Raw genomic sequence first — 26,963 nt, 5'->3', positions numbered from 1 at the left:
GGTGCTTAGCCGCTTCGCACAATAAATCACCAACGAATAAGGCCGTAATATTTTAAAATATTACGGCCTTATTCGTTGGAACTCGCCAGAACAAGCTTTATGCAAGATTAACAAATAATTATGAAATGGATGGTGAAGGCATCATCCGACAAATCTTTCTATCTCATCAATACGCTGCAGATAGTCCTGCGTGTAAAGCGGACCGTTGGCTGTAAAAGCATCTGCCGCCTTGCGGTGTACCTGACACCAGTGCGCCAAAACCGGATTGGGCCAGATGCGGGAATAAGTTTTTATCATATGTAATGTGTTGTGGCAGACCGGGGTGAATTCTGCGGTACGAGCCAGAAGATCAGTGTAGTCCTTGGCAAGATCAAGAAAAAATGAACCGATTGCCCGGGCGCACAGGTAGTTGGCCCCGGATGAAAGCATTTCAATCAATCTGTTTTCATCAAACTTTTCAGGCTGCCACGGGCGTAACCATTCATCAGGCACAGTTTCTTCCGCCGCGTAATCAATACACCCTTCTTTCAGGAACTGCTCTATCTTTGCGGCAAGCACGGGCCACATGGAACCGATGTGTTCCACGTCGCGACTGGCATGCAACCCGGTAATGGTGTCATTTTCCTCGGTCAGCTTAAATTTGAGAAACGGGCAATGGACCTCGATCTTCTTTTCCGACCCCGCCCATATTCCACCGAAAACACGATCCATATCAATAACAGCCAAATCCTCAATTTCATTTGCCCAGCTATTGATTACCGGCTTGGCTGTCCTCCAAAGATCGGACCAGCCTTCAAGATACGAATAAGGATCAGGACCGAAAGCTGGGTAGTGTGACAGTCGGGAAACCACAATAATGGGTACCTGCGGAAAACGCTCTCGCAGATGGCCCAGCATTTCCCGGTAACGCTTGAGGTAAGTGCCCGGATTGGGCTGCACCATACCGAAATTATCCTTCATCCACGCTTCGAATTCAGGATGCTCCTGCCACGCCTCGGGATTGACGAAAAAAATGTAATTGGATGCAATGTTGACAAATAACGGGCTATTCTCGTGAAACAGATTCATCACAATAAGCTGCGGTTCAGGATCAGCGGACGCAATCATCTGAAACTGATGAAGCAGATTGCGGTCATGGTAATATTTCTCCAGCCCGAATTTTGCATCCATAACAGCCAACTCTTCCGGAATGATTCCCGGAGAACTGTTATAGGTGAGAGGAGACGCAAGCACCCTGTAGGTGCAGGGATACCCGAAGGACTGTACTGCCCTGCCAAGGAAATCCATTTGACAGTTTCCCAAAAAATAAAGCATTCTTAATCCTTGATAGTTACTGTTTGACTACTAAGAATTTCACTCTATTGCCGACTTGCAGTCAAGACCTTAACGAATGAAAGAAATACAGGTTGAAACTTTTGTGCTTGGTCCCCTTGAGACCAACTCATACCTGCTGACATCCGGCTCGGAAGCAGTGGTGATTGACTGCGGCATGGATCCGGAGCCTATCCTGAAAGCCGTCAGCCAACGGAAACTGAAGGTACAGTCCATCTACCTTACCCACATGCATTTCGACCATATAGGCGGAGTTTCAGCATTACAAAAGATGACCGGAGCCACGGTTTACGGCAACAACAAAGACATTTACCTGCACGAAATTCCGCTCAAAGATGGCGGTTCCCTAGAGTTCAAGGAATTGCTGGATTTTACTGTCCACGATCTGAAACAGGGCCGTCAGACTATTCTAGGACATCCGGTAATGGTATTTGAAACACCGGGTCATACTCCCGGTAGCCTGTCATTTTTTTTCCCGAGTCTAAGCAGCGTTTTCGTTGGGGACCTGCTGTTCATGATTTCCGTAGGAAGAACCGATTTGCCCGGAGGCAACAGTGACGAGTTGCTGAGTTCAATTAAAAACAGAATCTTTATTCTTCCTGGTGAAACAAAAATATTTTCCGGGCACGGCCCCATGACTACTGTTAAACACGAATTACGCTACAATCCCTTCTTTACAGAATAAGTTTTTCTGAACTTTCTGATAACTTTTAACGGGTTTGCCATACAATTTCTTAAAAAGCCCTGTTCACAAAAAATGAGGAAAGCAGCCTCAGGCAACTTCCCTCATTTTCAAATTTTATCCAGCTTGAAATCAATAGACCAAACCCAACTGTTTTTTCAGGTATCCGAAGTCAATATGCTTCTCCACCAGATCTACCCCGTGTTTGATTTTTGCTGATTCACGCAATTTATGCCGGGAAAGGATATCTTCCATCCTCTTGGCAACACTGAAAGTATCGTCCCGGACCACTATGATGGGTGTTTCCAATACTTCAGAACGGGTCAGGATAATATCATTGGGATAAAGATTACCGGTCAGCACCAGACAGGGGCATTCTCCTTCAAGGGCCACCAGTTGAACATCGGAACGGTCTCCACCGACGATAACCGCTGAATTGCGGTGCCTGCGGAAATGGGTCATGAAATTTTCCACCTGCATGGTTCCGATAAGGAAACTTTCCACAGGCTGATCGGTTCGGTTGTGAGCGGTAATAATCTTTCCGCCAAGACGGTCTGCCAGATCACCGACCTTGATTGTACCCATAAGCGGATCTTTGGGGATCACGCCGAGGACTTTAACTCCCTTGCGCTCCAGAAAAGGTTTTATCAGCGTGGTGATTTCATCCATAAAAGTCGGAGGAATGTCGTTAAGCACAACCCCGGCAAGATTATCCCCCAGCGACTCCTTGAGCACCACCAGATAATCGTAATTCAATTCCTTCTGGAAACGGTCGATGACCACACACTTGATACCCAGTTTCTTAACCAGATGAATTCCATCAACCCCGCAATATTTACCGGAATACATGGAACCGGACCCGGCAACCAGAGTCAGATCCTTCTCCGCGCTGATCTTGGCGTAACCGTCAATAATAGGCTGAACATGGTCATCAACCTTGCCGTTGAAAGCCTGCACCTTGAAATCATGGGTCACAACCACGGGGGTGACTACGTTCGGCGGATTGGAAACACCGAGCACCTTTTGAATGAAAAACGCATCTTCATCACCCAGACGGCCATCTACCTCCGCAGGAATGGCACCCACGGGCTTCATGTAGCCGAGGCTGACGCCCTGCTTTTGAAAATACAACCCCAAGCCCATGACAATCATGTTCTTACCGGAATAACCGCTGGTAGAACCAATATATAAACCGGACATAAAGTCCTCCTTCTAATCAAAACAAAATCGACAAAATACTGTCTGATTCACCCAGACAAAGACCCAACAAAACGGTTCTCGGCCTCCGGGACAATCTTAATTTACAGTCATACGCATATTGGCGACAACCGCTCCATCCGGTCCCGCTATTACAGGACTGAATTCGGCTTCCTGAATTTCGGGCAGATCAGAAGCCATCTGGGAAACCATGAGCAGCACATCTTCAAGTGCGCCCAGATTTACGGCCGCACCGTTGCGTACTCCCCTTAAAATGGGGTACGCCTTGATCTCACGGATCATTTCCTGCGCATCATTGAGTGCCAGCGGTGCCAGCCTAGATGATACATCACCAAACAGGTCGACGTGAAGCCCTGCCAGTGAAAAATTTATGAGCGGGCCGAATTGCGGATCACGCTTGAAGCTCACCACAATCTCATGGGAATCCTTAGGTCCCATGGCCTGCACAAGACACCCGGTGATGTAAGCGTCTTTACACCTTCTGGCGGCCCGGGTGGTAATCTCCAGAAAAGCCTTGCGCAGAGCCTGCGGAGTCTGGATATCGGTGACCACCAGACCAAGCTCCTGCTTGCGGGAAATCTGGGGCGAAGCCACCTTGAGCACCACAGGATAGCCTATCCTCTTGGCAGCCTTGGCGGCCTGATTGGAAGTCCGGGCCAGTACGGTTTCCGGCATTGGAAGTTCATAAGCGGAAGCCAACTGCTGAGCGTCCAGCTCAACAAGCTCAGTCAGGCCGGTCTTGCGGCAGTTTTCCACAATGGACTTGGCCTTGGAAAAATCACGCCTGAAGCAGACATCGATGGGCCAATCCTTTTTCTGCCAGCGGTAGCAGCGGGTCATGGCATCAAGGGAACGGACTGCCGCTTCCGGGAACTCATAGCAGGGTATTCCGGCTGCGCGCAGCATCTTGCGCGCCTTTCTGGTTGAAAAGTCTCCCATAAAGCAGGTGACTATGGGCTTATCGCACTCCCGTTCCAGCTCAATAATATCTGCGGCAACTTTTTCCACATCTTCAAGAATATTTGCCGCCGGGGTCAGAATCACCAGAATGGAATGAAAAACATCATCCTCAGCAACAGCTCTGAGCACTTTGTGATAAATATCAGCTTTTGCATCACCGAGCATATCAATAGGATTGTAGAGCGATGCGTACGGAGGCAGCACTTCCTTCATCTTTGCCAGAGTGGCAGAAGAAGGGCGAGAAATATTAAGGGAACCCTTTTCGCACATATCAGTGGCGAGAATTCCCGGACCGCCGGAATTGGTGATAATCGCCACATTGGAACCGCTCGGCAGCGGCTGGCAGGAAAAGGCGTGGGCAAGGTTGAACATATCTTCCACATCAACGGCCTGCATGACTCCGGTCTGCCGGAAAGCGGCATTGTAAGCGGATGTAGCACCGGTCAAAGCACCGGCATGAGCGGATGCAGCCCTTGCGCCGGACGGGGTTTCACCGGCCCGTAGCAGGATAAGCGGTTTTTTGAACGTTGTATCATAAGCCGTACGCAGAAAATCCTGACCGTCTTTGAGTGTTTCGCAATAACCGACAATAACCTTTGTGTCTTCGTCATCAGCGAGATAATTGAACATAGTGGATTCACCCAACACAGCCTTATTGCCGAGACTTATAAACTTGGAGAAACCGACTCCTTCGCTGTTTGCCCAGTCAAGCGCAGTACTGCACATGGCCCCGGATTGAGATAGAAAAGCTATATTTCCTTTAAGGGTGAAGTCAGGATTAAGGCTCGCATTCATACCGATGGTGGAATTCATAAGCCCCATACAGTTAGGACCGAGAATAATCATGTCATGAGTCTTGGCCGCCCTTGCCAAGTCACGCTCCAGACGGTAACCTTCGCGTCCGGTTTCACCAAAACCGGCACTGGTCACAACAACAGCCCGAACCGGCACTTCCGCCAGTTCCTCCACTGCTGTTATGGCTTCAGCCGGCGGTATGCAGATCAAAGCCAGATCAGTGCTCCGGGGCAATCCGGACACGGAAGAAACCGCCTCCAGACCGTGAACTCCGGCCCCTTCTCCATTGACGGGGAAGATTTTTCCCTTATATCCAGAGGAGAGGAGGTTGGCGATTATTATGCTGGCCTTATCCTGAGGGTCGGCAGTAATTCCGATTACGGCAATTGATTCAGGCTCAAACAAGGCCTTTAAACATGAATATGAGTACATTCGTTAATATAAATTAAAGCAGGTTTGTATGGTAGAAGATTTTTCTCGCCTCCAGCAAGGTATCCACTATCGATTTTCTCAAGTCAAGCATTTAGCAACAGCATTGACTCACAGTTCATGGGCAAATGAGCAGCCTGAACCTGTTGAAGATAATGAAAGACTGGAGTTTCTGGGAGACGCAGTGCTTGAACTTTGTGTGACTGAGGAGCTCTACAAAAGGTTCAGAGATGCCCACGAAGGCCAGCTGACCAAGATCAGATCAAAGCTGGTCAAAGAAAAAAGCCTCGCCGCCATTGCGCGGGAACTGGGGTTAAATGAATTTTTAAAGCTGGGCAAAGGTGAGGAGGCTCAGGGAGGCAGAACCCGCTCTTCCCTGCTGGCAGACGCCATGGAAGGTGTTATCGGGGCAGTCTTTTTGGACGGCGGATACGCTGAAGCACGGGACTTCATCATGCGTATATTCGATGACAAATGGCCAGAATCATTCAAGATCGAAAGTTCCAAAGACTTCAAGAGCAAGCTGCAGGAAGTAACTCAGGCCAGATTTAAGGAACGCCCGACTTACGTATTGACCGGAACCAAAGGTCCGGAACATGAAAAAATATTTATGGTGGATCTGAATCTCCCGGACGGGAAATCATTTGATTCAGAAGGATCAAGCTTAAAGAAAGCCGAGCAGACTGCTGCGGCCAAGGCTTTGGAATATCTTACTGAAAACGAGAATGACGCCTCTTAATATTTTCTACCTACCTTAAATCATCAAACCTCAGGAAACCGAGTAGAGCCTGAGTATAAGGTCAAACAAAAGGCTGGAACGTTACGTATACTGATATACGTGAGTTTCAGCTTTTTTTTGTAGCGCGCCATTTATGTTGGTGTTGCAACCTTTAACACTCGCCAGCAGTTCACGTTACAAAGCAGATAGTACTTTATTCAATTGCCTGAAATCAGTTCAAGGACTGGGAGGCGGTGATCAATCGCCTCCACAGTCCTTAATCTTAACCCGATTATCTCAAGCGGTTTTAACCGCCGATGAGCTGCATTGCCATCTTCGGCAGTGAGTTAGCCTGCGAGAGCATAGCTACCGCGGACTGGGTGAGAATCTGGTTACGTACGAATTCGGTCATTTCAGTTGCTACGTCCACATCAGAGATGCGTGATTCTGCAGCCTGAACATTTTCTGCCTGAATAGAGAGGTTGGTAATGGTATTTTCCAGCCTGTTCTGCATGGCACCGAGATTCGCACGAATCTTATCCTTGGAAATAATAGCCTCATTGAGCTTATCCAGAGCTTCCTGAGCCAATTGCTGGGTGGAGACAGAAGTCTGTACACCAAGAGAGGAAGCAGTGGAGCTGCCGATGGAGATATAGTAATAGTCTTCAGCACTATCGTTACCGGCTCCGAAGTGAACCTTGAGGGGACCGGTGGAATGAAGTCCGGAGCCATCATGAGAGCTTGTTTCACCGGAAAGGTTACCGTTGAGCAAGTGAATACCGTTGAAGTCGGTAGCCATTGCGATACGGGTAATTTCCGAAGCCATGGCCTGAAACTCAGAATCAATGATCAGGCGCTGGTCGGAGTTGTAGGTACCGGTGGATGCCTGAGTTGCAAGCTCTTTCATGCGGATGAGCTTTTCATCGATGACCTGCAGCGCACCGTCTGCGGTCTGGATCATGGAAATCGCGTCGTTTGCGTTTCTCATACCCTGGTTAAGGGATTTAATGTCAGCGCGCATCAATTCACGAATTGCGAGACCTGCAGCATCGTCAGCTGCGGTACCGACTCTCAAACCTGAGGAGAGGCGGCGGGTAGAAGTACCAAGGTTGCCGTACGCTTGCTGCAAGTTGCGTGAGGCGTGCATTGCCATCATGTTGTGGTTAATGACTAAGGACATATCTGAACCTCCTTGTAGTTCACAAAATTCCGTTTTTGTTAACCAACCTTAAGCAGATGACGTGCCAACAAATAATTACCATTATATTTCAGAATGTTATAGATATATATAAAGTCTAGACTTCTTTATATTCAGCTGAAGAGTCAATTTTTTCCCGCTCTCCCATGCAGATTTCAAATCAATCGGAAAAGCTGTCCTATCTATGGGCAACAACTTGTTATTTTTGAATTTATTTATCACTGAGAGAACTCATAGGGGTAATATCTTCCGCCGAGGGCAATCAAGAAAGAGTCAAAAAACATTAAGCTGACTAAAAATATGACGGCAACAATAAAGCTTTCATAATAAATGGATACGCAAAAAAGTAGGAACCCCATATCCGAAACGGCATATTCGGATACGGGGTTCCCGGGTACCTGTGCAGACGGGGGAGTCAATCCCGTCTGCGGAGGTTGTAGAAGGAGTTTTCCTATATATTCAGCATCATTCAGGATACATCATTCACTTTAGCGCTTGAGCTGGATAAGCTCGCCCATCATGGAGTCCGTGGTGGTAATGACCTTTGAGTTGGCCTGAAAACCGCGCTGAGTGGTAATCATGTTCACAAACTCGACCGCAAGGTCCACGTTGGACATCTCAAGGGAGTTGGAGGCAATGGAGCCCTTGCCGCCGCTGTTGGGCAGCCCGGTCAGGGCGTCACCTGATTCCCTTGTTTCGGTAAAGAGGTTACCGCCTTCACGCCTGAGTCCCCAGTCATTGTTGAATGAGGCAAGAGTCAGGACATAGAGTTCCTGAATCTGTCCGTTGGAGTAACGCCCGGTCAAAACCCCGTCCCTGCTTACGGAAGTACTCTGCAGGAAACCTGCGGTGTAACCGTCCTGAGACTGGAACAGAGTGGTAGAACCGGAGTCATAACTGGTTGTGGAGAGTGCGCTCTTTTCCGCATCACCGAAGTTGGCGATGGTACTGACTGCAGGCATTGCTGCTCCTGAACCGTCCAGACCATCCAATGTTTCCATAGTGGGATCAACAGACCCCCACCCCTTAGTGGGGTTCGACCCGGAAATATCCTGGTTGGTCAAACCGAAATTCATCTCGATTGTGACCGGTAGGTTGCTGGAGTTGGTATAACTGGCATTAGACCTTGAAAGAAAGTTCGCAGTCATAACCGGCAGACCGTCCTGTGAGAATTCAGCAAGGCTCCAGTTAGCTGGGTTACGGGCACCGTTAGCCCCGGTAGTTCCATCGGTTGCTACAGGGAAAGTACCGTCACCGTTACTTTTAAGAGTATATGCCGACATACCGGTCAAATCACCGGCGGCGTTAAAAGTCATGGTTCCGGTCATAAGCAGCCCGGCTGATTCTGTTCCGGCAAAACCGTTACTTGTGCCGGGGAAAATACGGCCGTCTTCTTCAGGGTCGCAGGTCACGATAAATTCCCAGACTTTTTTACCGCCTTCTCCGTCCAGATCAACCTGATCAAAATAAGTAGTCACGTTGTGTGCGGAACCGTTGGCGTCATAGACCTTGATAGTGGACTGGTAAGCATAAAGGGAGTCACCCAGAGCCGGATCCTGAGTACCGTCCCATGAATCAAAGAGGGCGTGGAGCGGGTTGGCACCACCGGCCCGGCTTGGTTCACTGGAATCAAGGTTGGTGATTACATTGATGGTGGTGGTTTCCTTAGGTGCGGATTGGAAATTCTCCAGTCTGATGTCGGTAGGGACACCGATAGTGCGCACGGCATTACTGGTAGTAACGCTTGCTCCGGTGGCAACCTGCGAGCTGCTTTCGTCCTGCACCTGCCAACCCTGCAGCACGTAGCCGTGGGGGTCGGTAAGAAAGCCGTCTTTGTCAAAACGGAAGTTACCGGCTCTTGTGTAATAAGATGTGTCTTCATCCTTGGGAGAGACAATGAAAAATCCGTCACCACCGATAGCGAGGTCGGTGGACTCAGAGGTTGTTTCAAAAGAACCCTGAGCGTAGTCGGCATAAATTGCCCCAACCTGCACGCCTCGACCAACCTGTGCAATACCGGTGGCGGTGGACATATCCTGGCTGATGGCATCTTCAAAGTGCATTTTTGCACTCTTGAAGCCGACTGTGTTCACGTTTGCGATGTTGTTACCAAGCACGGACATCTTGTCGCCGTGTGCCTGCAAACCTGTGATACCTGAGAATAATGATGCTGATAAACCCATTAGAACCTCCTGAAGTCCTTTTGACTCACGAATGCTGCCTTGTTCTTCATGTTCAGGTCTTGCCGTAGACCTCTTTAACTTGAACTTGAAGATGATTCATCTGCCGAAGATGAATCGGAAACATCCGTCGGACTTACTACTTCCTTGATGTTGAGGAAGTTGATGTAGCGACCGTCCTTAAGGTGCAGGTACTGCTGACCGCCCTCGGAAACTACCCCGGACACTTCGCCACTGACTTCCGTCTTAACCATTACCGGGCTGCCGTTCGCATCTTCCGCCGCCATGGCGATAGTGTAAACTCCGTCCGGTACATTTTTGTCTGCCCAGTCCTTTCCGTCCCATTCGAACTCGTAGGTTCCTTTCGCCTTTGAGCCGAGCTGAACTGTGCGCATAAGGTTTTTGTTACTGTCGTAAATATTAATGAACGCGTTTGCCACAGGCTCCCCAAGACCGTAGAAGATCTTACTTACCTTGTCCCCTTCACGACTTACGGTATATCCTTCCGCTTTGACCTCTTTACCTATGAAGCCTACTGCGGAAACCATCTGGTCCTGAGTGCCGTTATCGATCATGGTCTTGATATTACTGTTCACCTGCGTGAGCTGTTCAAGGCTGGAGAACTGTGCCATCTGAGCCATGTATTCTTTATCTTCCATGGGGTTGGCCGGATCCTGATTCTGCATCTGGGTAAGGAGAAGCTTCAGGAAATCATCCTGCCCCAGCTGGTTTTTATGCGTCGGCTGGTTGCTGGCTGCCATATCGGCTTCCGCCCTTCCAAGTATGTTGCTGAATCCTACGTATCCCATGACTATTCCTCTTTATTTTTACTAAGCGGGCCTAAATTTATGTTAAGCCACTATGTAAAGCCCGCTTGGGGAAATTTGTGCCTTGTGATCTACACTTTGCATTTCCTGGGCCAAAGAGGTTCCTTCCTGTCTCAAAGTCTGCCAACGCTTACGCATTTCAGACATCATTCCCTGATATTGCGCTGAGTTATGATCTTCAGCATTTTTCCATGAAGTGTCGGTCTGACTGTCTGCAATACCGGTCTGGACTTCAAGTTTTTCCACTTTTAGGCCCTGCTCTTCCAGTGCCTTCTTCACAACATCCAACTGCTCGGCAAGAACTTTTGCTGTGTCAGGATTTTCCGCCCTGATTGTGGCCTGCACATCCTTATTCTTGACCTGCAGCATGACATTCACAGTACCGAGGTCATGGGGATTAAGCTTCAATGTCAGCTGATTTCGTCCCTGACCGAGATTCTTGAAGACTCCCTCCTGAACCTGCTCAAGAATGTTGGAGCGGGCAGTTTTTTCCCACATGGTATCGACCTTTCCGGCCTGTGCGGACTTGACCGCACTCTGCAGGGTACCGAAGCCGTTACCGAAGATATTACCGTTAAGACTGCCCTCGCCCTTGCCCAAGGATTCATCGGAGAGCTTGCCGAAAAAATCATTCCAGCTGTCCTGATCATCAGAATCGGAAAGAAGTTCTTCCAGCCAATGTCGGTTCCCGCTCTTGCCGTCGCCTTGCCCGGCCTGTTGTTTACCGGAATTCCCTTCGCCCTTCAGGTCGGCGCCGTTTCTGGAGGAATTTTCCCCATTGTTCCGGGCATCCTGCCTTGCACCATCACCGATCTCTTTGCTCACGCCCATGGAGTCACTGATAACTTCAGCCGAAGCCATACGCATAGTACTGGGAGACTGGTCGGAAGCTTTTTCCATGGCTGAATGCAGGGAATCAGCTACGCTTTTAACCAGCTTGAGATCTTTGGCATCCTGAGTGGCCTGCTGCTGAGCCAAAGCGGTTTTGAGAGCTGAAAAGCCTTTTTTGAAATCGGCAACAGTTGCTCCGTTTGCGGTCAGCAGCCCGGCAACCTTATTGCCGACATTGCCCTTAAGCTTCAACAGATCGGTCAGGGTCTTTGCCTCATCTGCTGAGAGTTGCAGCTTGTCGGTATCAGACATGGATGCAAGTTTTGCCTGCATCTTTTCTACAACATCACCGAGCTTGCCCTGCCGGATTGAAGCCAGCAGGCCCTTGGATTCGTCCGGGGAAAATCCCAATTGGGTAAAAATAGAATTAAGGTTCTGCTCCTGAACAGGACTCAGATTGATACCCTTCATGGTTTTCATCATAGATGAAAGCTCAGCTACAAGCTGTCCGTAGGTAATGCCGTTTTCGCTCATAACCTTTTCTTCAAGGTCGGCAATATCCTTATCATCAAGGCCGTACTCTTCGAGTTCTTTCTTGATATCCTTCCAGTCTTCGCGACTTACGGTCAAATCCTGCGGCTGTTCCTCAACAGACTGCATGGACACATTTTCCGCAGCTTCATCAATATACTCAGCAGCTCTTGTAGACTCGGCATAGGAAGCAGTTTCTTCATATACTGTCTGGGAATTATTAACTAATTCCTGAGCCTGCTGAAATGTCGAATCAACGTCGGACCGGCAGGAATAAAGGAAATTATCAAACATTGATGAGCGATAAGTATCCTCGGACAGTGAAGTTCTGTCTAAAATATTGCTCAAATCCTGATTACTTTGCTCGAGATGTGGAAGTATTTTCATTTTCGGACTCCTCGACCTTACTCTATTCACGAGGCATGCCAAAAATAAAAACCAATAATATAAATATGTTAATTAAACCATATCAATCGATAATATGGAAATTTCTTCCCTTTCAGGAAAAAAGGAACTGCTCACTCAGCTCCGGCTGAGGATAGAAGCCAGTTGCTCATAATAGGAAAGGACTTTGATCCACGACTCACGACTGTAGCCGCCATTCTGCAAAAAGAGATGAATAAAACCTGTAAATTGCCTCAAGATCAGGGGACATGAATTCCAAAAAGAATCATCAAGCGAAGTGCTTCGGGCAAGCCCCCGGCTGAACTCTTTACCCAGACGGGGCAGATGTGCCGCCATCTTGGCTGCAAGGTCAGGTTGACGCCCGGCAAAATCATCCCATACCCGGCAGGCTCCTTCAGCATCCCACAACCCGAAAACAGCACCGAAGTACTGCTGCCAGAAACGGCCCAGCAAATCACCTGCCTGAGATATACTTCCGCTTAACTGCTTCAGAGAATAAACGCCGTCACGGTTTCTGGTGGATAGCGACAAACGAAGGCCCGGCATATTCATCTTGCATAGACCGGAGCGGTCTTCGATGATCATGCGTTTTGCTGCAACGGCAATCCGTGAAGGAGTAAAAGGCGTGTGGCAGTAAAGTTTATCGCGGGAACAGGTCCAGCAGCCCAAGGCACAACTCATGGTGGACCGCAGCACATAATGTTCGTTCTGGTAAGGTCCGGTCTCCCACGGATTGACATTGCCCATGGAAAGATTGAGCACCTTGAGTCCGGACCATGCCGCAAGGTGCATAGGACCGGTATCCGGAGTGATAAAAAGCTGCAGGGACTGTCCCACTGCAATCAGCTCACCCAAATTAAGTTTGCCGGACATATCCAGCACCGGACCTTTGGACAACCGGGCAACTTCCTGCCCCATCCCCTTTTCCATAGGGCCGCCGAAAAGAACCGGCCGCAACCCCCGTTTCAAAAGTTCCGAACACAGCCCGGCCCAAAAACTGACTGCCGGACGTTTCGCCTCCTCGCTGGCCCCCAAAAACAATCCTATGCGGTTGGAATCCTTATGCAGAGTGCGCGGCTTTGGCCAACGGGTACCAGCAAGGCTGCTCAGGGGAACGCAGTCAAGGGCATTCAAATCCGCCCAGTGAAATAAATTATGGCGGTTATTTTCCACCACGCTGGCCCGGTAAAGCTGCCAGTTGCCGAGTATGTGAGTGGCCCCGCCCTTTGCAGCCACCGGACCGAGCTTGGCCTCAGCCTGTAACTCCCCGGCAAGTTCTGCGGCCTGTGGCCGAATACTCAGGTTCAGAATAAGTTCATACTTTTTCTGACGCAGCACGCTCACCCCTTCCCATGGGAAATAATATACACGAGGGCTGACAGACATGAGCGGACGAAAGAAACTTTCCTCTGCCACCACCCATATGGGATGACCGGGATAGGTTCTTTCCAACCACAGAAAAAGCGGAAAGGAGAGGACCAGATCCCCCATACGCTGCATCTGAAGAACAAGTATCGGATATTTGGGCATGTCTGCAGCTTACAGGAATATTATGAAAAGTTCTATGGGGCGGGGGGAGGATAGAATTATGATGAGAGTATATTTGATTGGGAAAATTGGGAGGACTACGCTCCATCTTCCCGGCAGCCATTGCGGGCTCCAGCAATCAGCTTGAGAGCCCGCAATGAACAAAGTTTATGTTACGCCCACCAGATTGAACGGGCCGGCGGATTGCCGAAGGTGGTGAAGTCATCGCCGGATTCTTTGAGAACCTCATCCAGCTCATCGGCCGTAAAGTCATATCCATCCTCGTTGGCGGTGGCCACAAAGGCCTCCTTGGACGGGATAGCGTTGTATTTGAGCTTTACACTTTTGTTTTCTCCACCTGCAATCAACAGACGCTCTACTTCTTTCTTAGACATAATTGCTCTCCTTATTAAAACTAAAACAGGGAATATAAGTGTCAAAAAAACAAATTTGCAAAAAACAGCACAAATATGCCTAATTCTGACAATGATTCACCCTTAGCTTGAGGCCGGGCTTCTAGTCAAGTACCGGTTCAGGTTCAGCCCTGATTATAATGCCATGAAAAAATTCCGGGGCACGGTGGAAGAGCAAGGACTATTAGAGCAAAGATTGCGGCAGAGGATGCCGTAGATTAACGGGCAGACATTGCAGTGATGGAAAACGGAGAGCCATTTTTCACTTGAAGATGTGGAGAAGCGTGTTGACCTGGGAAATTATAATTTTCCAGACCTACAAAAAAAGACCTACCGGGACTTAAAAGTTTCCCGGTAGGCCTCAAAACTTGTAGCATTATTTTGTGGCAATGCCCCCGGTCAACTTCTCCCAGTCGGCATTAAATGCGGCCAGTCCCTTGTCAGTCAAGGGGTGGGAGGCAAGCTGGCTTATAACATTATATGGAATGGTCGCCACATCCGCACCGATAAGCGCGGAATCAAGCACATGCATGGGATGGCGGATAGAGGCCACCAGAATTTTGGTAGGAAAATCATAATTATCAAAGATTGCACGGATCTGGCGGATCAACTCCATGCCGTCATGGGAAATTCCGTCCAGACGTCCAACAAAAGGACTCACGTAGGTAGCCCCGGCCTTGGCAGCCAGCAGGGCCTGCAAAGGAGAAAACACAAGAGTCACATTAGTTTTCACACCCTTGCGATACAAGGTCTTGGTAGCCACAAGCCCTTCGTTGGTCATGGGAACCTTGATAACAACGTTATCGCCGAAAGCAGCCAGATCATCAGCCTCGCGAACCATTTCTTCAGCACTTTCCCCTACCACCTCAAGACTGACAGGACCCTCAACTTCGGCACAAATGGCCTCGGCCTGTTTGCGCCAATCCCCGCCTTCCCGGGAAAGCAGGGTCGGGTTGGTGGTTACCCCATCCATCAAGCCCTGCGCTTTGGCCTTTCTTATTTCATCAAGATTCGCTGTATCCAGAAAGAATTCCATATCAACCTCTCTTAGCAACTATTTGTTATCACTCAACTATTCTTACCAATTTATTCGAAAAACTTTTGATTTAAGTTCCATTATTTATTACATAGCCCATTTTCCAAACCAGTAAAAGCACAATATGCAAAAATAACTGAGACTTAACAACTACACCACAACATCACCCCGATCAGGTTGACAACTCTGCAGGACCGGAGTAGTTACTTCTCCATTATGAACGTTTCTTATTCCAACTTTACCCTTTATTCTTGGTGGTGGCGCAGCTAGTGCGTCGCGGTTGGTTACGTTCAAAAAACAGGTAACGAATAAAAAAACTATAGAACCGCGACAGTGAAAACTGATCGCGGTTTTTTTATGCCTGCACAGCACTGTCGTAGAAAAAATTCAGGAGAGAAAAAATGACTGATAACGCAACCATCAATGCAGACGGCTTTTTCGGTGAATACGGCGGACAGTTTGTTCCCGACCAGCTTCTACCCATCCTGAACGAGCTGGCGGAGACTTACGAGAAATTCCGCAAAGACCCTGAGTTTATAAGAGAATTTCAGTACTATCTTGCAAAGTACTCCGGTCGCCCCACTCCCCTTTACCTCTGTGCCAACCTCACTGAAGAGCTGGGCGGTGCTAAAATCTACCTCAAACGCGAAGACCTCAACCATCTCGGCGCACACAAGGTAAACAATACCATCGGTCAGATTCTGCTGGCAAAACGCATGGGCAAGAAAAAAATTATCGCTGAAACCGGTGCCGGACAGCACGGCGTAGCCACTGCCGCAACCTGTGCACTCATGGGCATGAAATGTACTGTCGTCATGGGTGAAGTGGACATGGAACGCCAGAAGCTGAATGTATTCCGCATGCGCATGATGGGCGCGGATGTCGTAGCCGCAAAATCCGGTCAGCGTACCCTCAAGGAAGCTGTGGACGAAGCCCTTGGCGCATGGATCAGTGACGCAGAAAACACATTTTACCTGCTCGGCTCTGCAGTAGGCCCGCATCCCTACCCGGGCATGGTCCGCGACTTCCAGTCCGTAATCGGCCGCGAAGCAAAACAGCAGTGCCTTGAAGACGAAGGCCGTCTGCCCGATTACTGCATTGCCTGTGTTGGCGGCGGTTCCAACGCCATCGGTCTTTTTGCAGATTTCATCGGAGAAGAATCCGTTAAACTTGTCGGTGTCGAGCCTTCCGGCCGCGGACTTGAGCCCGGTGAACACGCTGCCACCCTTTGCCTCGGCGAGCCCGGTGTAATGCACGGTTTCAACTCATACATGCTCAAGGATGAACAGGGAGAACCGGCTCCGGTCTACTCCATCTCCGCAGGCCTTGATTACCCAAGTGTCGGCCCCGAGCATTCCCACCTCAAGGATCTTGGCCGAGCCGAATATGTTCATGCCTCCGACAAGGAAGCAACAGATGCATTCTTTAAACTTTCCCAGACCGAAGGAATTATCCCCGCACTGGAATCTTCCCACGCTCTGGCCTATGCCTTCAAGCTGGCACCCCAGCTCGACAAGGATAAAATCATCGTGGTCAACCTCTCCGGTCGCGGCGACAAAGACGTTGCCCAGATCGAAGACATGATCAGCAAAGGCGAACTTGAATTGCCTTAACAGGTATGCCTTCGGCGGCTCTCCGAGGGCCAGAGAAACTTTTTGTAAAAAGTTTCTCTGGACTCTTCAAAAACTTTTATTAGGGCTTCGCCGCTTCGTATAATAAAAAGCCATTAAGAAGGCCGTAATATCTACTGAGATATTACGGCCTTCTTATTTAAAAATCATCTTAACAAACTATATGTGAAACAAACTGAAAAGTTTTGAGGGGATGGGGTCTGGGGAAGGGGAACTTTTCCCAAAAGTTCACCTTCCCCAGCCTCTGGAGGCAACCCTAAAGCTGACCGTTTAATTTTTCTCCGCCGAGCCATTTGGCATAGCTGCCTTCATAATCGGTCAATATCTGCGCCAACATGGGCATGAACGATCCAATGCCGCCCTCTATGCCGAATCCGGCAAGATAGGCCTGCTGCCCGGTAAAAATAAGATCCTTCTGGACCATAATCAGGGCATTCTGCGGCACGGTCACTTTGTTTTGCGTATTGAAACTTTTCCTGCAGGCCTCAAGGTCCGTGGAAATCCAATTTCGGCAAAGGATAGGCCGCACTTCATAAATGGAACACCGGTTATCTTTTAAAAATGGACAGGGCTGGAAATAACTTTGCGCAAACACCTTGAGCTGACCGGGAACAAACTCGCTGGCTGCGGACAAGCATTCTTCCGTCAGGCGGATGAATTCATCTTCAGGGCGATCAGCCGCCAGATGGAGCGCAATACGGAAAGCTTCCTGCGGGCTCAAGGTTATGTGGGAAGAACAGCAGTACGAACATCCGGCAGCACAGACAACTTTAAATTCAGGGTCCAGATTTTCCACCTGTCCTAACACGGCACTGAAATTCGCGCCAAACAACGCAGTTCCTTTTTCAGCCAGCAGTAAGGGGAACTGCTGCATCTCCGGGGTGATACTTCCGCAGTCCGCACATACGGCCATGCTCATTTCCCGTAAAAACCTGACCATCTCCGGGTGCTCCTTAAACAGGGGCAACACGTATGCAAGTCCGTCATCAATAATTTCATCAAGACTTTTCGACATTCTCTCCTCCTGAAAAAACTGCCCTGTTACGGTTGGCAAGCAATATTCCAGAAATATTATGCCAGAGACTGAACAAGGCTCCGGGCAAGGCACTCGCTATACCGAAATATTTAGTTGCCAGAGCAACCCCCAGACCGGAATTCTGCATACCGACTTCAATGGCAATGGTTACGCTGTCACGATGATTGAATCCGGCGAGCCTTCCGGCTCCGTATCCGGCCCCCAAACCGCCCAGATTATGCAGAGCTACCGCAGCAAATACCAACACAGGAAAGGAAGCCAGCAGATCACGGTTCAAGCCGATAATACAGGCTACGAGCATGGCAATTACCATAATTGAGATTGAAGGGAAAATATGCAGTAAAGGATCCAATCTACGCTTAAACACTCTGCGCAGGACCAGTCCATCCACCAAAGGGAAAATCACAATCCAGAAAACGGACTTAACCATAGGCAAAAAAGGTATCTCAATCTGCTGGTTGAGTATCACATAGATAATCAGCGGGGTAAGCAACGGGGCAAGGCAAGTGGAAACAAGCGTCATGGTTACCGAAAGGGCCACATTGGCCTTTGCAAGATGCACAATGACATTTGATGCCGTCCCGCCGGGACAGGCTCCTACTACCACCATACCTATCAGAGCCTCCTGCGGAAGGCCGAACAATACGGAAAAGGCTACAGCCAACGCAGGCATGACTGTATATTGCAGCAGCATTCCCAGACCGATAGCTTTATAATTTTTAACAGCCGCCGCAAAATCACTGAACTCAAGGGTAAGTCCCATACCGAACATAATAATCCCCAGACTGAGGGCAATGTGCGGCTTCATCCATATGAACATGGACGGTTCAATAAAAGCAGCCATACTCAAAGCGACTGCTAGAAAAAGAAAATGCCCTTCAATTAAACGACACAGGGAATTTACCATCTTCACTCCTGCTTGAAATTTCTAAAACTTACATTGCTGTAGAGCATTCTTATGCTCACTGCAAGTAAGTACCTGCAGCCACTTGAACCTGAGGCTAATTTTGATATATAAAAAAACAAAAACATATTTTTTTTAGAAAAATGAATTTAAACAGATCTACACAAGCACACTTTCTGCGGAGTAATAACCCTGACTGTATACCGGCTCTGTTGCCTTATACGAAGATGTACGGCAGCAACTGCATGGCATACTCAACCATGCAACCGGGATTGCAGCATGCCCTGCTGAAACATGTAGGCTATATATCATGGATTGAAATCAATCCCCTGCATATGGGAAAACACGCTGTCGTTCTTTCCGAACCTGTAGCAAAACAGTCGGACCGACTTACACTCATCAGGATTCTTGAACAGCACGTCGACAAATTAACTCTTGTCCAAATCGGAGAAGAACTTGCAAAAGCTCTTTTTACGCAAGGTTACAGCGTTTACCAGATCGGAGTGGAAAGGAGAGGTGGCAGGGAGCTTTCATTCCTGACCAGACCCCTGCCAAAAAAAGACGAAGAAGATGTCCGATTTTTCTGGGCTCGCAGAGAGGGCAGACGGCTTGGTTTTACCGGTTTTGACCCCATTTACTCCTGCGGAAAAATCGTGGGCTACTACCACAATTTCGATCGCATTTGTTCCGAAGCAGTCAACGGGACTTCCGCCTTCACATTGTTGCAGGCCATAAAAATATTTCAATCCGAGGGTAAGGAAATATTAAGCCTTGGCCTTTCCCCGCTTTCCGGTATGGAAAAGGGATACGATCTGGCCGGTCCGTTACAAATACTTTCACAACTATTCTACAAATACGGAGAAAAAATCTATCCATTCAAAGGAAACGCCGGCCACAAGTCAAAATTCTGCGGCAAAAAAAAGAAAGTCTACGTAGCAAGCAATGCGGGCTGGTTCAAAACTATGATCGCAGCAGCAACAGCTTGTGGTCTGGAAGTATGACTTGCTAGCTGACCTGAATTTTCAGCTCGCCAAGATAGAAACGGTACTTCTTTACAAGTGGATACAGGGCATCGCTCATTCCAAGCTTGGAAACATCCTGAATGGCCATACCCAACCGGCAGAGAGGGTCGAGACAGAAATTAGCCGCAGCCCCCTTCAAACTGTGTCCCAACCGGCCGACTTCTTTCAAATCCCCGGCCTCAAGGCTGCTTTCCATCTGCTCCAATTCCTCAAACTGGTGCATTACAAAATGCGGAATCAATTCCCTCAGATCGTCATTAATAACGAACAGTTCCTGTCCTGACTTTTCATCAGACAACATCTTTTACTCCAAAATTATAATATCTTCCGGGAGACCGGAACCTCCGGCAACAGCCGAAACCGTCGACCTTATGGTATCCCACTTCACTGGTTTGGAAATAAAGCCGTCACATCCTGCTCGGGCGGCTTCCAACCTGTTTGAACTATAAGCCCGTGCTGCAAGAGCGATGACCATGGTTCTCTTACGCCGGCTTCCCAATTCCAACTCACGCATTCTCAGTACAGCCGCAATCCCGTCCAGAACCGGGAGATCCAGATCCATAAAAACCAGATCGTAACTGTTCTCTGCAAAGAGCTGCACCGCCTGCAAACCGTCGACAGCTACAGTTATTTCTGCCCCGGTATCAAGGATGAAGAGCTCCAGAATTTTACGATGATCTTCATTATCTTCAACCAGCAGCACACTCAGCCCTTGTCCGGCTTTACACCTGTCACTGCCGGAATTTTCCACAGAAGCCAAACAGCGAATCAAATCCGCATCAAAAACAGGCTTTATCAAAGTGTAATCAGCTCCGGCCATACGAGCATTCTGCCGATCATCTTCATTACATCCGGCGGAAAACATCATAGCCACCCGTCCGGGGAGCAACTTTTTCTGCTGTGCTTTTGCAAGGAAGTCAACCCCCGCCATTACGGGCATATCACTATCCACAAGCAGAAGACCGTACGGGCTGTCATGTTCGTGGGCTGCTTCAAGATAACCTAGCCCCTCATTGCCGTCCGCAGCCACAACAACATCAATACCAAAAGACTTCATCCTGCGGGCCAGCACCTCGCGCACGGTATGGTTGTCATCCACGAGCAGCACCCGTGTCCCGGAAAAATCAGCCACACTGCACACTGGTTTATGCACTGATTTCTTGAACGGAATAGAAAAATAAAAAATACTTCCCTTGCCGCTTTCACTTTCAAAACGGATATCCCCGTCCATAAGGGCTGCAAGCCGGGAAGATGCAGCAAGCCCTAGTCCGACCCCGCCGTATTCACGGGTAGCGGTTCCGTCAGCCTGAACAAAGCTGTCAAAAATGTTCTCCCGGCGCCCCTCAGGAATACCAATCCCGGTATCCCTGACTGTGTACAGCAACCGGTCATACTCATCACCGGACTCTTCAATGCTCAAACGGACATTAACCTCTCCGCTGGAGGTGAATTTAACGGCGTTAGAAACAATATTAAGCAAAATCTGGCGCACCCGAACGGAATCGCCAACAACCTGTGCCGGAATATCCGGATCAATATCGCAAATGACTTCAATGTCCCTTGCATGGGCGGAATGAGCCACACTTTTACACACACTCTGCACACCGCGCGAGGGATCAAAAGGCACCGGAACAAGTTCAATCTGCCCGGATTCAATCTGCACAAAATCGAGAATATCCTTGATGATCTTCAGCAGCAGTTCCCCTGATCCTCTAAAAATTTCAACATAGCCCATCTGCTCCGGGTCAAGATCCGTTTCCAGCAGCAGGTCTCCCATACCGAGAATGGCATTCATGGGGGTCCTGATCTCATGGCTGATCATGGCCAGAAACTGGCTTTTGAACCGGCTGGCTGTCTCCGCTTTGTCCTTGGACTTTTCCAGCTCACGTACTGTGAAGGACAATTCCTCAAAGGCTGAACGCAGGTCCTGCTCGGTTTTACGGCAACCATCAACTTCATCCCTGAGTATACGGTTCATTCCCTGTAATTCTTCAGTGCGCTCGGCGACTCTCCGGTCCAGATCAGCCTGCATACTTGATAACCGGGTAGAAAGTCGCTCCAATGATCCGGCCAGACTGCCGATCTCATCATCCCTGTCAGTTCCTTCAAAAACCACGGGTTCACCGAGTTCAGCCATACCGCTCTGTTCCGCAAGCTTGACCATGGGTGAAACAACAACTCTTCCGATAAACATCCGCAAACATATCCCGGCAACCAGTGCGACGGCAAAAAGCAGGGGCAAAATATAGATCAATACAAATTCAAGGCTCCCTGAAAGGGAATCATCCTGAATACCGACCCTCACAAAACCAAGATACTCACCGTCTTTTAAAATCCGCCTTTCAACATATAAAACCCGGTGTGCTTCCTTGTTGTCCGGTTCGTCAAACCGATGAAGCAAGACACCGGAGTGGTCGAATACGGCGCATGAGACTATATCCTTGGCGGAACAGGCATTTTCAACCAGTTCTTCAAGCCTGTAATCTTGAAAGTTCAAAATTGCGTCACTGCTTGAAAAAGCAACCATGGACGCAACAGTATTCCCTTTTGATTCAATGGATTCATGAACACCGGCATAATACAACTCATGGAATATATATCCCAGCGGCAGTAAAACTGCTGCCAGTATACCTATGAGTCCGTAGGTGATTCTGCGCCTGATCCTGAAAAAATTCCCCATCAAAAGACTTCCCTATTTACTCAGCTGAAAAATTCAAGTTAATTTTGCCGGAAATGAGTTTCGCTTTGAGCTCATCGAGCTTTTCCAGCACAACCGGTGAGACAAGATGCCTGCTGTACTTCATTTTCGTCAGCTCCACACCATGATCAGCCAGACCGTACACTTTGCGGCCGGGTACATAGGTTCCGTTTAGAACAGCAAGAACCTCTTTATGCAAAGTTACATCAATCCTTTTCATCATACTGGTCAGGACCGTTCCTTTAGCCATGTAATCCTGATCTGAATCAACGCCGACCACCAGATTTCCCGTTTTGCATGCAGCCTGAATAATCCCGTTACCGGACAAACCGGCCACAGCATAAATAATATCAGCCCCGGCCTCGTACATACGCATGGCAAGAATGCTGGCCTGCTGCGGATCCTCGAATCCCTTTTCCGATTCTCCCTTACGTACGAAATCGACCATAACATCAACTTTCCTGCCTGAATATTCCACGCCTTTAATGAAACCGTTCAGGAAATCCTTGATAACAGGCAGTTCGCTACCGCCGATAAAACCTATTCTACCTGTTTTACTCTGCCATGCACACAGCGCCCCGACCAGACATGATCCCTTTCCCTGAGCATAGTCAATTGAAATAATATTGGGATAACCCTCAATTCTGGAATCAACCAAAATAAAAACAACCTCGGGATGATCAAGAGCTATTTCACCAAAACGGTTGCCGATCGAAGCACCATTGATAACCACAATCCTGACTCCTTCTGAAAGAAGGGAGTCAACAGCATTCAGGGTGGCTTCCGTGCTAAAACCGGCACTGCGGGTAAGTATCCGGACGTGCTGCTCTTTCTGCAGCTTACGCAATCCGGCAACAGCCATTTCATTAAAAGAGTTATCATTTATGATCTCTCCTGAATGAACAAAGCCTATTTTTACATCCTCTGCATGGCAAACGGCTGCCATACCTATCACTAGGCAGGATAAAAACAGAAATGATGCCAACCATCTATACAATCTTGCGCTGATCATGAGGAGCCTCTGACGATTACACTTCATTCTCATCTTCCGGATCAAGAAGACCGCCTAAATCGGCCCCCAGAACCCGTCCGGGCCATTTGTAAAAACAATACCCGTTTTCCTCCACGTATTTCTTGATCTTCTGCTGACCTCCGCGGGCAAAGGGCAAGGAAGAAAAACCGATATGGAGTTTAGTGACTTCAATGTCCCCGAAAAGATACATAAGGTTGAACGGCACGGCCTTTTCGGGATGAATCTCGGCGGGAACCACCAGATGCATAGCCTGCGAATTGCTGCCCCGGTATACATTTATTTTCCCGGTCAGTTTTTTATATTCATCGGCTTCACTTTTTGAAAATGGCTCAATCAGACGCTGCAGGGTCCCGTCTACCTTGGCCACAGCCAAACCGTAGTTGGTGATAGGCACCTGCTGGCGGTCACAATCCCTAATCCTGCGGAGCATGTCCGCTCTTTCCTGCATGCAGGCACCGCAATGGACAACCAACTGGTATTCAGACAAATCAATAGGCAATCCGCATCCGGTCTTGGATTCAAAAATTATATTGCGGTCAGTATAACCGGCTATACGCGCAGGAATCATCTCTTTGCCCAGATCTTCAGCCTTGGGATGATGGGGACAGGCTTCAACTATCAGCACCTTGTCCCCGTCCTGCAGATTGTCGATAGCATTCGCGCCCCGAACAAGCTGTTCCAGATTGCCTTTATGGCGGGCAAAAAGAATAGGAAAAGTAGTAAGAGAAACATCTCGGGGGATTATGTCAATTACCTTTTTAATCGGTTCGGAATCGGCGATAACAAGGGCCGGGCGCCGCTTATGCCCTGAAATTGTCTGGTAAAGCTCACCTTCTTTAACAATAACCGCGATTCCCCCGGCATCAAGTATTTCACGCAAGACCTGTGATTTAGGCAACCCCAGCCTGCCCTTAGGCGAAACCGGATCCTCGGAAACCACGCAGACCACGAAATCACCCTTGCCCATAAGGTCGCGGGCCAGCACCGGGTCAAGCATGTTCTCTTCCGGAGCAAGAGCCGTTATGGATTTCTTGAGCCGCTCAATACCGCGTCCGTCCACAGTGGAAGTTGCCACAAAACGAATTCCGCGCGAACCGCAGAACTCCATATCCGCAAGGCTTGGCCTTCTGATATCCGCTTTATTGAAAACCATTACACACGGAATTCCGCGATCAAGCAGAAGTGTTGTCAACTCACGCTCTTCATCAAGGATACCCGATTCATCAGTAACAATGACAGCCACATCAACACTGTACAGAGCATCTTTTATTACCCTTGCCCGGTCATCACCGGGAACATGCGCATCAGTATCGTAAATAGTTACCGGCCCCAGAGGTTGGATTTCCGCCCTTGTCAGGGGATACATATCATCTTCGCTTGCGACAGGATTTACTTCGCCACTTTCAATTCCTGAAAGAGCACGGATAATTGAAGACTTACCGACATTACTCCTTCCGGCAATGGCAATTGCCAGCTTGGAACCGCTTTCAATTTCAGCACTCATTCCACTTCCTCCGATTCATATCTAGACATTCTTAAAAAACAGTTTCAACGCGATTCGGTATTATCAATACTCTAAGAAATAACACTTTCTACAAAACATTTCATCCCTATTATCACGCAGATATTTCAAGGAAGACTGCGCCTCCTGAACAAAAAATGCGGGACCCCTAAGGACCCCGCATCAAAAATTACCTGCACCCGCAAAAGCACAGTATTACTTTTTCTGATTATTGGCAATTTTCTTCCATGTATCACGTAAGGTGGCTGTTCTGTTAAAAACAGGTTTTTCCAAAGTGGAATCAGGATCGGCGCAGAAATAACCGATTCTCTCAAACTGACAGCGGAATCCGGGCTCCACATTTGCAAGAGAACGCTCCAGATAAGCAGTACGAACTTCAAGGGAATCAGGATTGATATGGTCCTTGAAGTCTGAACCGTCCTTGTTGTCCATGGGATTTTCTTTGGTAAAAAGATGCTCGTACAGACGGACCTCGGCTTCAACAGCATGGTCAACAGAAACCCAATGGATGGTTCCCTTGACCTTACGGCCATCGTTGGACCAACCGCCCCGTGTTTCAGGGTCATAAGTGCAGCGGAGTTCCACGACTTCACCATTCTCGTCTTTAATTACATCGTTGCAGGTCACATAATACGCTGCACGCAGACGGACCTCACGCCCCACGGAAAGCCTGAAAAACTTCTTGGGAGCATCTTCCATGAAGTCATCACGCTCGATGTAAAGAGTTTTGGAGAACGGCACCTTGCGGGTTCCGGCGGATTCGTCTTCAGGATTGTTCTGTACTTCGAATTCCTCAACCTGACCCTCAGGGTAGTTTTCAATGACCAGTCTGATGGGATTGATTACACCCATCACCCGGTTGGAATGGGCATTGAGGTCTTCACGCACGGAGAACTCAAGCAGTGCGAAATCAACCATATTTGCTGCCTTGGCAACCCCGATACGTTCACAGAAATTACGGATTGAGGCCGGAGAATACCCACGCCTTCTCATACCGGAAATAGTAGGCATACGCGGATCATCCCAGCCGGCAACATGACCTTCCTCCACCAACTGAATCAAACGGCGTTTACTCATAACGGTGTAGCTGAGGTTGAGCCTTGCAAATTCAATCTGCTGCGGACGGTAAGCCCCGAGAGTTTCAAGGGTCCAATCGTAAAGGGCGCGGTTATTTTCAAATTCAAGTGTACAGATGGAATGAGTAATTCTTTCCAGCGAATCGGAAATGCAATGGGTGAAATCGTACATGGGGTAGATGCACCACTTGTCGCCTGTGCGGTGATGGCGGGCTTTCCTGATCCTGTAAAGAGTGGGGTCACGCAGAATGACATTGGCGGCGGCCATATCGATTTTAGCGCGCAATACATGCTCACCATCTGCGAACTCACCGTTTTTCATGCGCTCGAAGAGATCAAGATTCTCTTCTACAGTACGATCACGATACGGACTGTTCTTTCCCGGTTCCTTGAGGGAGCCACGGTATTCACGGATTTCATCCGCACTTAGACTGTCAACATAAGCCTTACCGTCCCGGATCAACTGAACAGCAAAAGCATAAAGCTGATCAAAATAATCGGAGGAGTAATGCAGCCTGTCCTCCCAGTCGAAACCGAGCCAGCGCACATCCTTTTCGATAGACTCCACATACTCGATATCTTCTTTGACCGGGTTGGTGTCATCAAACCGCAAATTACAGGTTCCGTTATAGTCCTTGGCAAGCCCGAAATTCAGGCAGATGGACTTGGCGTGACCTATATGCAGGTAGCCGTTCGGTTCGGGGGGGAAGCGGGTTGCCACCCGTCCTTCATATTTGCCGGTTTCATTATCCTTATCAATAATCGCGGTAATAAAATTTTTACCTACATTGGACTCTGTATTATCTGACATGTATATGTATCCTTAAACTTTTTTCTTTACCGGAAGTAATTCCGCCTGTGCGGCCCCATCGGAAAAGTATTAATCACTTTGAATCTAGTTCAAATACGAAAATTTAACCCGGCGGTCAAACATCACAAAACACAAATTGCACAAAAAA

At 48.6% G+C, this 26,963-nt stretch carries 21 protein-coding genes; 4 read left to right on the top strand and 17 right to left on the bottom strand.

The window, feature by feature from the left end; genetic code table 11:
* Nucleotides 1–141: 141 nt before the first annotated feature.
* The gene (locus tag ACKU41_RS16465) at nucleotides 142–1,287 is read right to left on the bottom strand and encodes an SGNH/GDSL hydrolase family protein (RefSeq protein ID WP_321402319.1); all 1,146 of its coding nucleotides are present in this window, start codon (nucleotides 1,285–1,287) and stop codon (nucleotides 142–144) included.
* A 103-nt stretch (nucleotides 1,288–1,390) separates the two neighbouring features.
* On the opposite strand from ACKU41_RS16465, the gene ACKU41_RS16460 reads away from it, so the two are divergent.
* On the top strand, nucleotides 1,391–2,017 hold the full coding sequence (locus ACKU41_RS16460; RefSeq protein ID WP_319778617.1) for an MBL fold metallo-hydrolase: 627 nt from the start codon (nucleotides 1,391–1,393) through the stop codon (nucleotides 2,015–2,017).
* A gap of 129 nt (nucleotides 2,018–2,146) precedes the next feature.
* Here ACKU41_RS16460 and ACKU41_RS16455 read toward each other — a convergent pair whose 3' ends face one another.
* Together ACKU41_RS16455 and ACKU41_RS16450 are read right to left on the bottom strand one after the other, a co-directional pair.
* Nucleotides 2,147–3,214, bottom strand: a complete 1,068-nt coding sequence (locus tag ACKU41_RS16455) for a phosphotransacetylase family protein (RefSeq protein ID WP_321402317.1) — start codon at nucleotides 3,212–3,214, stop codon at nucleotides 2,147–2,149.
* 96 nt (nucleotides 3,215–3,310) lie between these two features.
* Nucleotides 3,311–5,392 carry an acetate--CoA ligase family protein gene (locus tag ACKU41_RS16450; RefSeq protein ID WP_321402316.1) on the bottom strand — a complete coding sequence of 694 codons (2,082 nt, stop codon included), beginning with the start codon at nucleotides 5,390–5,392 and terminating at the stop codon, nucleotides 3,311–3,313.
* A 55-nt stretch (nucleotides 5,393–5,447) separates the two neighbouring features.
* On the opposite strand from ACKU41_RS16450, the gene rnc reads away from it, so the two are divergent.
* Nucleotides 5,448–6,155: a ribonuclease III gene (gene rnc / locus ACKU41_RS16445; protein ID WP_319778615.1), complete on the top strand. Its 708-nt coding sequence runs from the start codon at nucleotides 5,448–5,450 to the stop codon at nucleotides 6,153–6,155.
* 286 nt (nucleotides 6,156–6,441) lie between these two features.
* Here the strand turns inward: rnc and ACKU41_RS16440 are convergent, their stop codons facing one another.
* The 7 genes from ACKU41_RS16440 to fsa all read right to left on the bottom strand — a co-directional run bounded on the left by ACKU41_RS16440 (nucleotide 6,442) and on the right by fsa (nucleotide 15,082).
* The gene (locus ACKU41_RS16440; RefSeq protein WP_319778614.1) at nucleotides 6,442–7,314 is read right to left on the bottom strand and encodes a flagellin; all 873 of its coding nucleotides are present in this window, start codon (nucleotides 7,312–7,314) and stop codon (nucleotides 6,442–6,444) included.
* A 506-nt stretch (nucleotides 7,315–7,820) separates the two neighbouring features.
* Complete coding sequence (locus ACKU41_RS16435; RefSeq protein ID WP_321402313.1) at nucleotides 7,821–9,515, bottom strand: flagellar hook protein FlgE; 1,695 nt, start codon at nucleotides 9,513–9,515, stop codon at nucleotides 7,821–7,823.
* 74 nt (nucleotides 9,516–9,589) lie between these two features.
* Nucleotides 9,590–10,321 (bottom strand): flagellar hook assembly protein FlgD, encoded by a 732-nt coding sequence (locus ACKU41_RS16430; RefSeq protein ID WP_319778611.1) that lies wholly within the window; start codon nucleotides 10,319–10,321, stop codon nucleotides 9,590–9,592.
* 42 nt (nucleotides 10,322–10,363) lie between these two features.
* Nucleotides 10,364–12,088, bottom strand: a complete 1,725-nt coding sequence (locus tag ACKU41_RS16425; RefSeq protein ID WP_321402311.1) for a flagellar hook-length control protein FliK — start codon at nucleotides 12,086–12,088, stop codon at nucleotides 10,364–10,366.
* Nucleotides 12,089–12,223: 135 nt separating this feature from the next.
* The gene (locus ACKU41_RS16420; RefSeq protein ID WP_321402309.1) at nucleotides 12,224–13,636 is read right to left on the bottom strand and encodes a glycosyltransferase family 9 protein; all 1,413 of its coding nucleotides are present in this window, start codon (nucleotides 13,634–13,636) and stop codon (nucleotides 12,224–12,226) included.
* A 170-nt stretch (nucleotides 13,637–13,806) separates the two neighbouring features.
* Nucleotides 13,807–14,028, bottom strand: a complete 222-nt coding sequence (locus ACKU41_RS16415) for a Nif11-like leader peptide family natural product precursor (protein WP_319778608.1) — start codon at nucleotides 14,026–14,028, stop codon at nucleotides 13,807–13,809.
* Between the two features lie 394 nt (nucleotides 14,029–14,422).
* Nucleotides 14,423–15,082: a fructose-6-phosphate aldolase gene (gene fsa, locus ACKU41_RS16410; RefSeq protein ID WP_321402307.1), complete on the bottom strand. Its 660-nt coding sequence runs from the start codon at nucleotides 15,080–15,082 to the stop codon at nucleotides 14,423–14,425.
* A gap of 401 nt (nucleotides 15,083–15,483) precedes the next feature.
* Between fsa and trpB the strand changes: the two genes are divergently transcribed.
* Nucleotides 15,484–16,695 carry a tryptophan synthase subunit beta gene (gene trpB / locus ACKU41_RS16405; protein WP_321402305.1) on the top strand — a complete coding sequence of 404 codons (1,212 nt, stop codon included), beginning with the start codon at nucleotides 15,484–15,486 and terminating at the stop codon, nucleotides 16,693–16,695.
* Between the two features lie 274 nt (nucleotides 16,696–16,969).
* Here trpB and ACKU41_RS16400 read toward each other — a convergent pair whose 3' ends face one another.
* Entirely contained in the window at nucleotides 16,970–17,728 is a 759-nt protein-coding gene (locus ACKU41_RS16400; RefSeq protein WP_321402303.1) for a YkgJ family cysteine cluster protein, read from the bottom strand.
* The gene (locus ACKU41_RS16395; protein ID WP_321402301.1) at nucleotides 17,712–18,656 is read right to left on the bottom strand and encodes a bile acid:sodium symporter family protein; all 945 of its coding nucleotides are present in this window, start codon (nucleotides 18,654–18,656) and stop codon (nucleotides 17,712–17,714) included. The genes ACKU41_RS16400 and ACKU41_RS16395 overlap by 17 nt, the downstream gene beginning before the upstream one ends.
* A gap of 242 nt (nucleotides 18,657–18,898) precedes the next feature.
* On the opposite strand from ACKU41_RS16395, the gene ACKU41_RS16390 reads away from it, so the two are divergent.
* A complete protein-coding gene (locus ACKU41_RS16390) occupies nucleotides 18,899–19,654 on the top strand; it encodes a phosphatidylglycerol lysyltransferase domain-containing protein (RefSeq protein WP_321402299.1) in 756 nt (251 codons plus the stop codon).
* Nucleotides 19,655–19,658: 4 nt separating this feature from the next.
* Here the strand turns inward: ACKU41_RS16390 and ACKU41_RS16385 are convergent, their stop codons facing one another.
* The 5 genes from ACKU41_RS16385 to ACKU41_RS16365 all read right to left on the bottom strand — a co-directional run bounded on the left by ACKU41_RS16385 (nucleotide 19,659) and on the right by ACKU41_RS16365 (nucleotide 26,815).
* The gene (locus tag ACKU41_RS16385; protein ID WP_319778602.1) at nucleotides 19,659–19,976 is read right to left on the bottom strand and encodes an Hpt domain-containing protein; all 318 of its coding nucleotides are present in this window, start codon (nucleotides 19,974–19,976) and stop codon (nucleotides 19,659–19,661) included.
* Nucleotides 19,977–19,979: 3 nt separating this feature from the next.
* Nucleotides 19,980–22,355, bottom strand: coding sequence for a response regulator (locus ACKU41_RS16380; RefSeq protein ID WP_321402297.1), 2,376 nt, complete (start codon nucleotides 22,353–22,355; stop codon nucleotides 19,980–19,982).
* Between the two features lie 16 nt (nucleotides 22,356–22,371).
* Complete coding sequence (locus tag ACKU41_RS16375) at nucleotides 22,372–23,319, bottom strand: BMP family ABC transporter substrate-binding protein (RefSeq protein ID WP_321402295.1); 948 nt, start codon at nucleotides 23,317–23,319, stop codon at nucleotides 22,372–22,374.
* 82 nt (nucleotides 23,320–23,401) lie between these two features.
* A complete protein-coding gene (hydF, locus tag ACKU41_RS16370; RefSeq protein WP_319778599.1) occupies nucleotides 23,402–24,910 on the bottom strand; it encodes a [FeFe] hydrogenase H-cluster maturation GTPase HydF in 1,509 nt (502 codons plus the stop codon).
* Nucleotides 24,911–25,123: 213 nt separating this feature from the next.
* Nucleotides 25,124–26,815 carry a glutamine--tRNA ligase/YqeY domain fusion protein gene (locus ACKU41_RS16365; RefSeq protein WP_321402293.1) on the bottom strand — a complete coding sequence of 564 codons (1,692 nt, stop codon included), beginning with the start codon at nucleotides 26,813–26,815 and terminating at the stop codon, nucleotides 25,124–25,126.
* Nucleotides 26,816–26,963 lie beyond the last annotated feature (148 nt).

It is taken from the genome of Maridesulfovibrio sp. (assembly GCF_963678865.1).
Taxonomy (GTDB): Bacteria; Desulfobacterota; Desulfovibrionia; order Desulfovibrionales; family Desulfovibrionaceae; genus Maridesulfovibrio.
The sequence above is the reverse complement of the archived record's forward strand: the minus strand, read 5'-3'. Positions and strand labels throughout refer to the sequence as shown.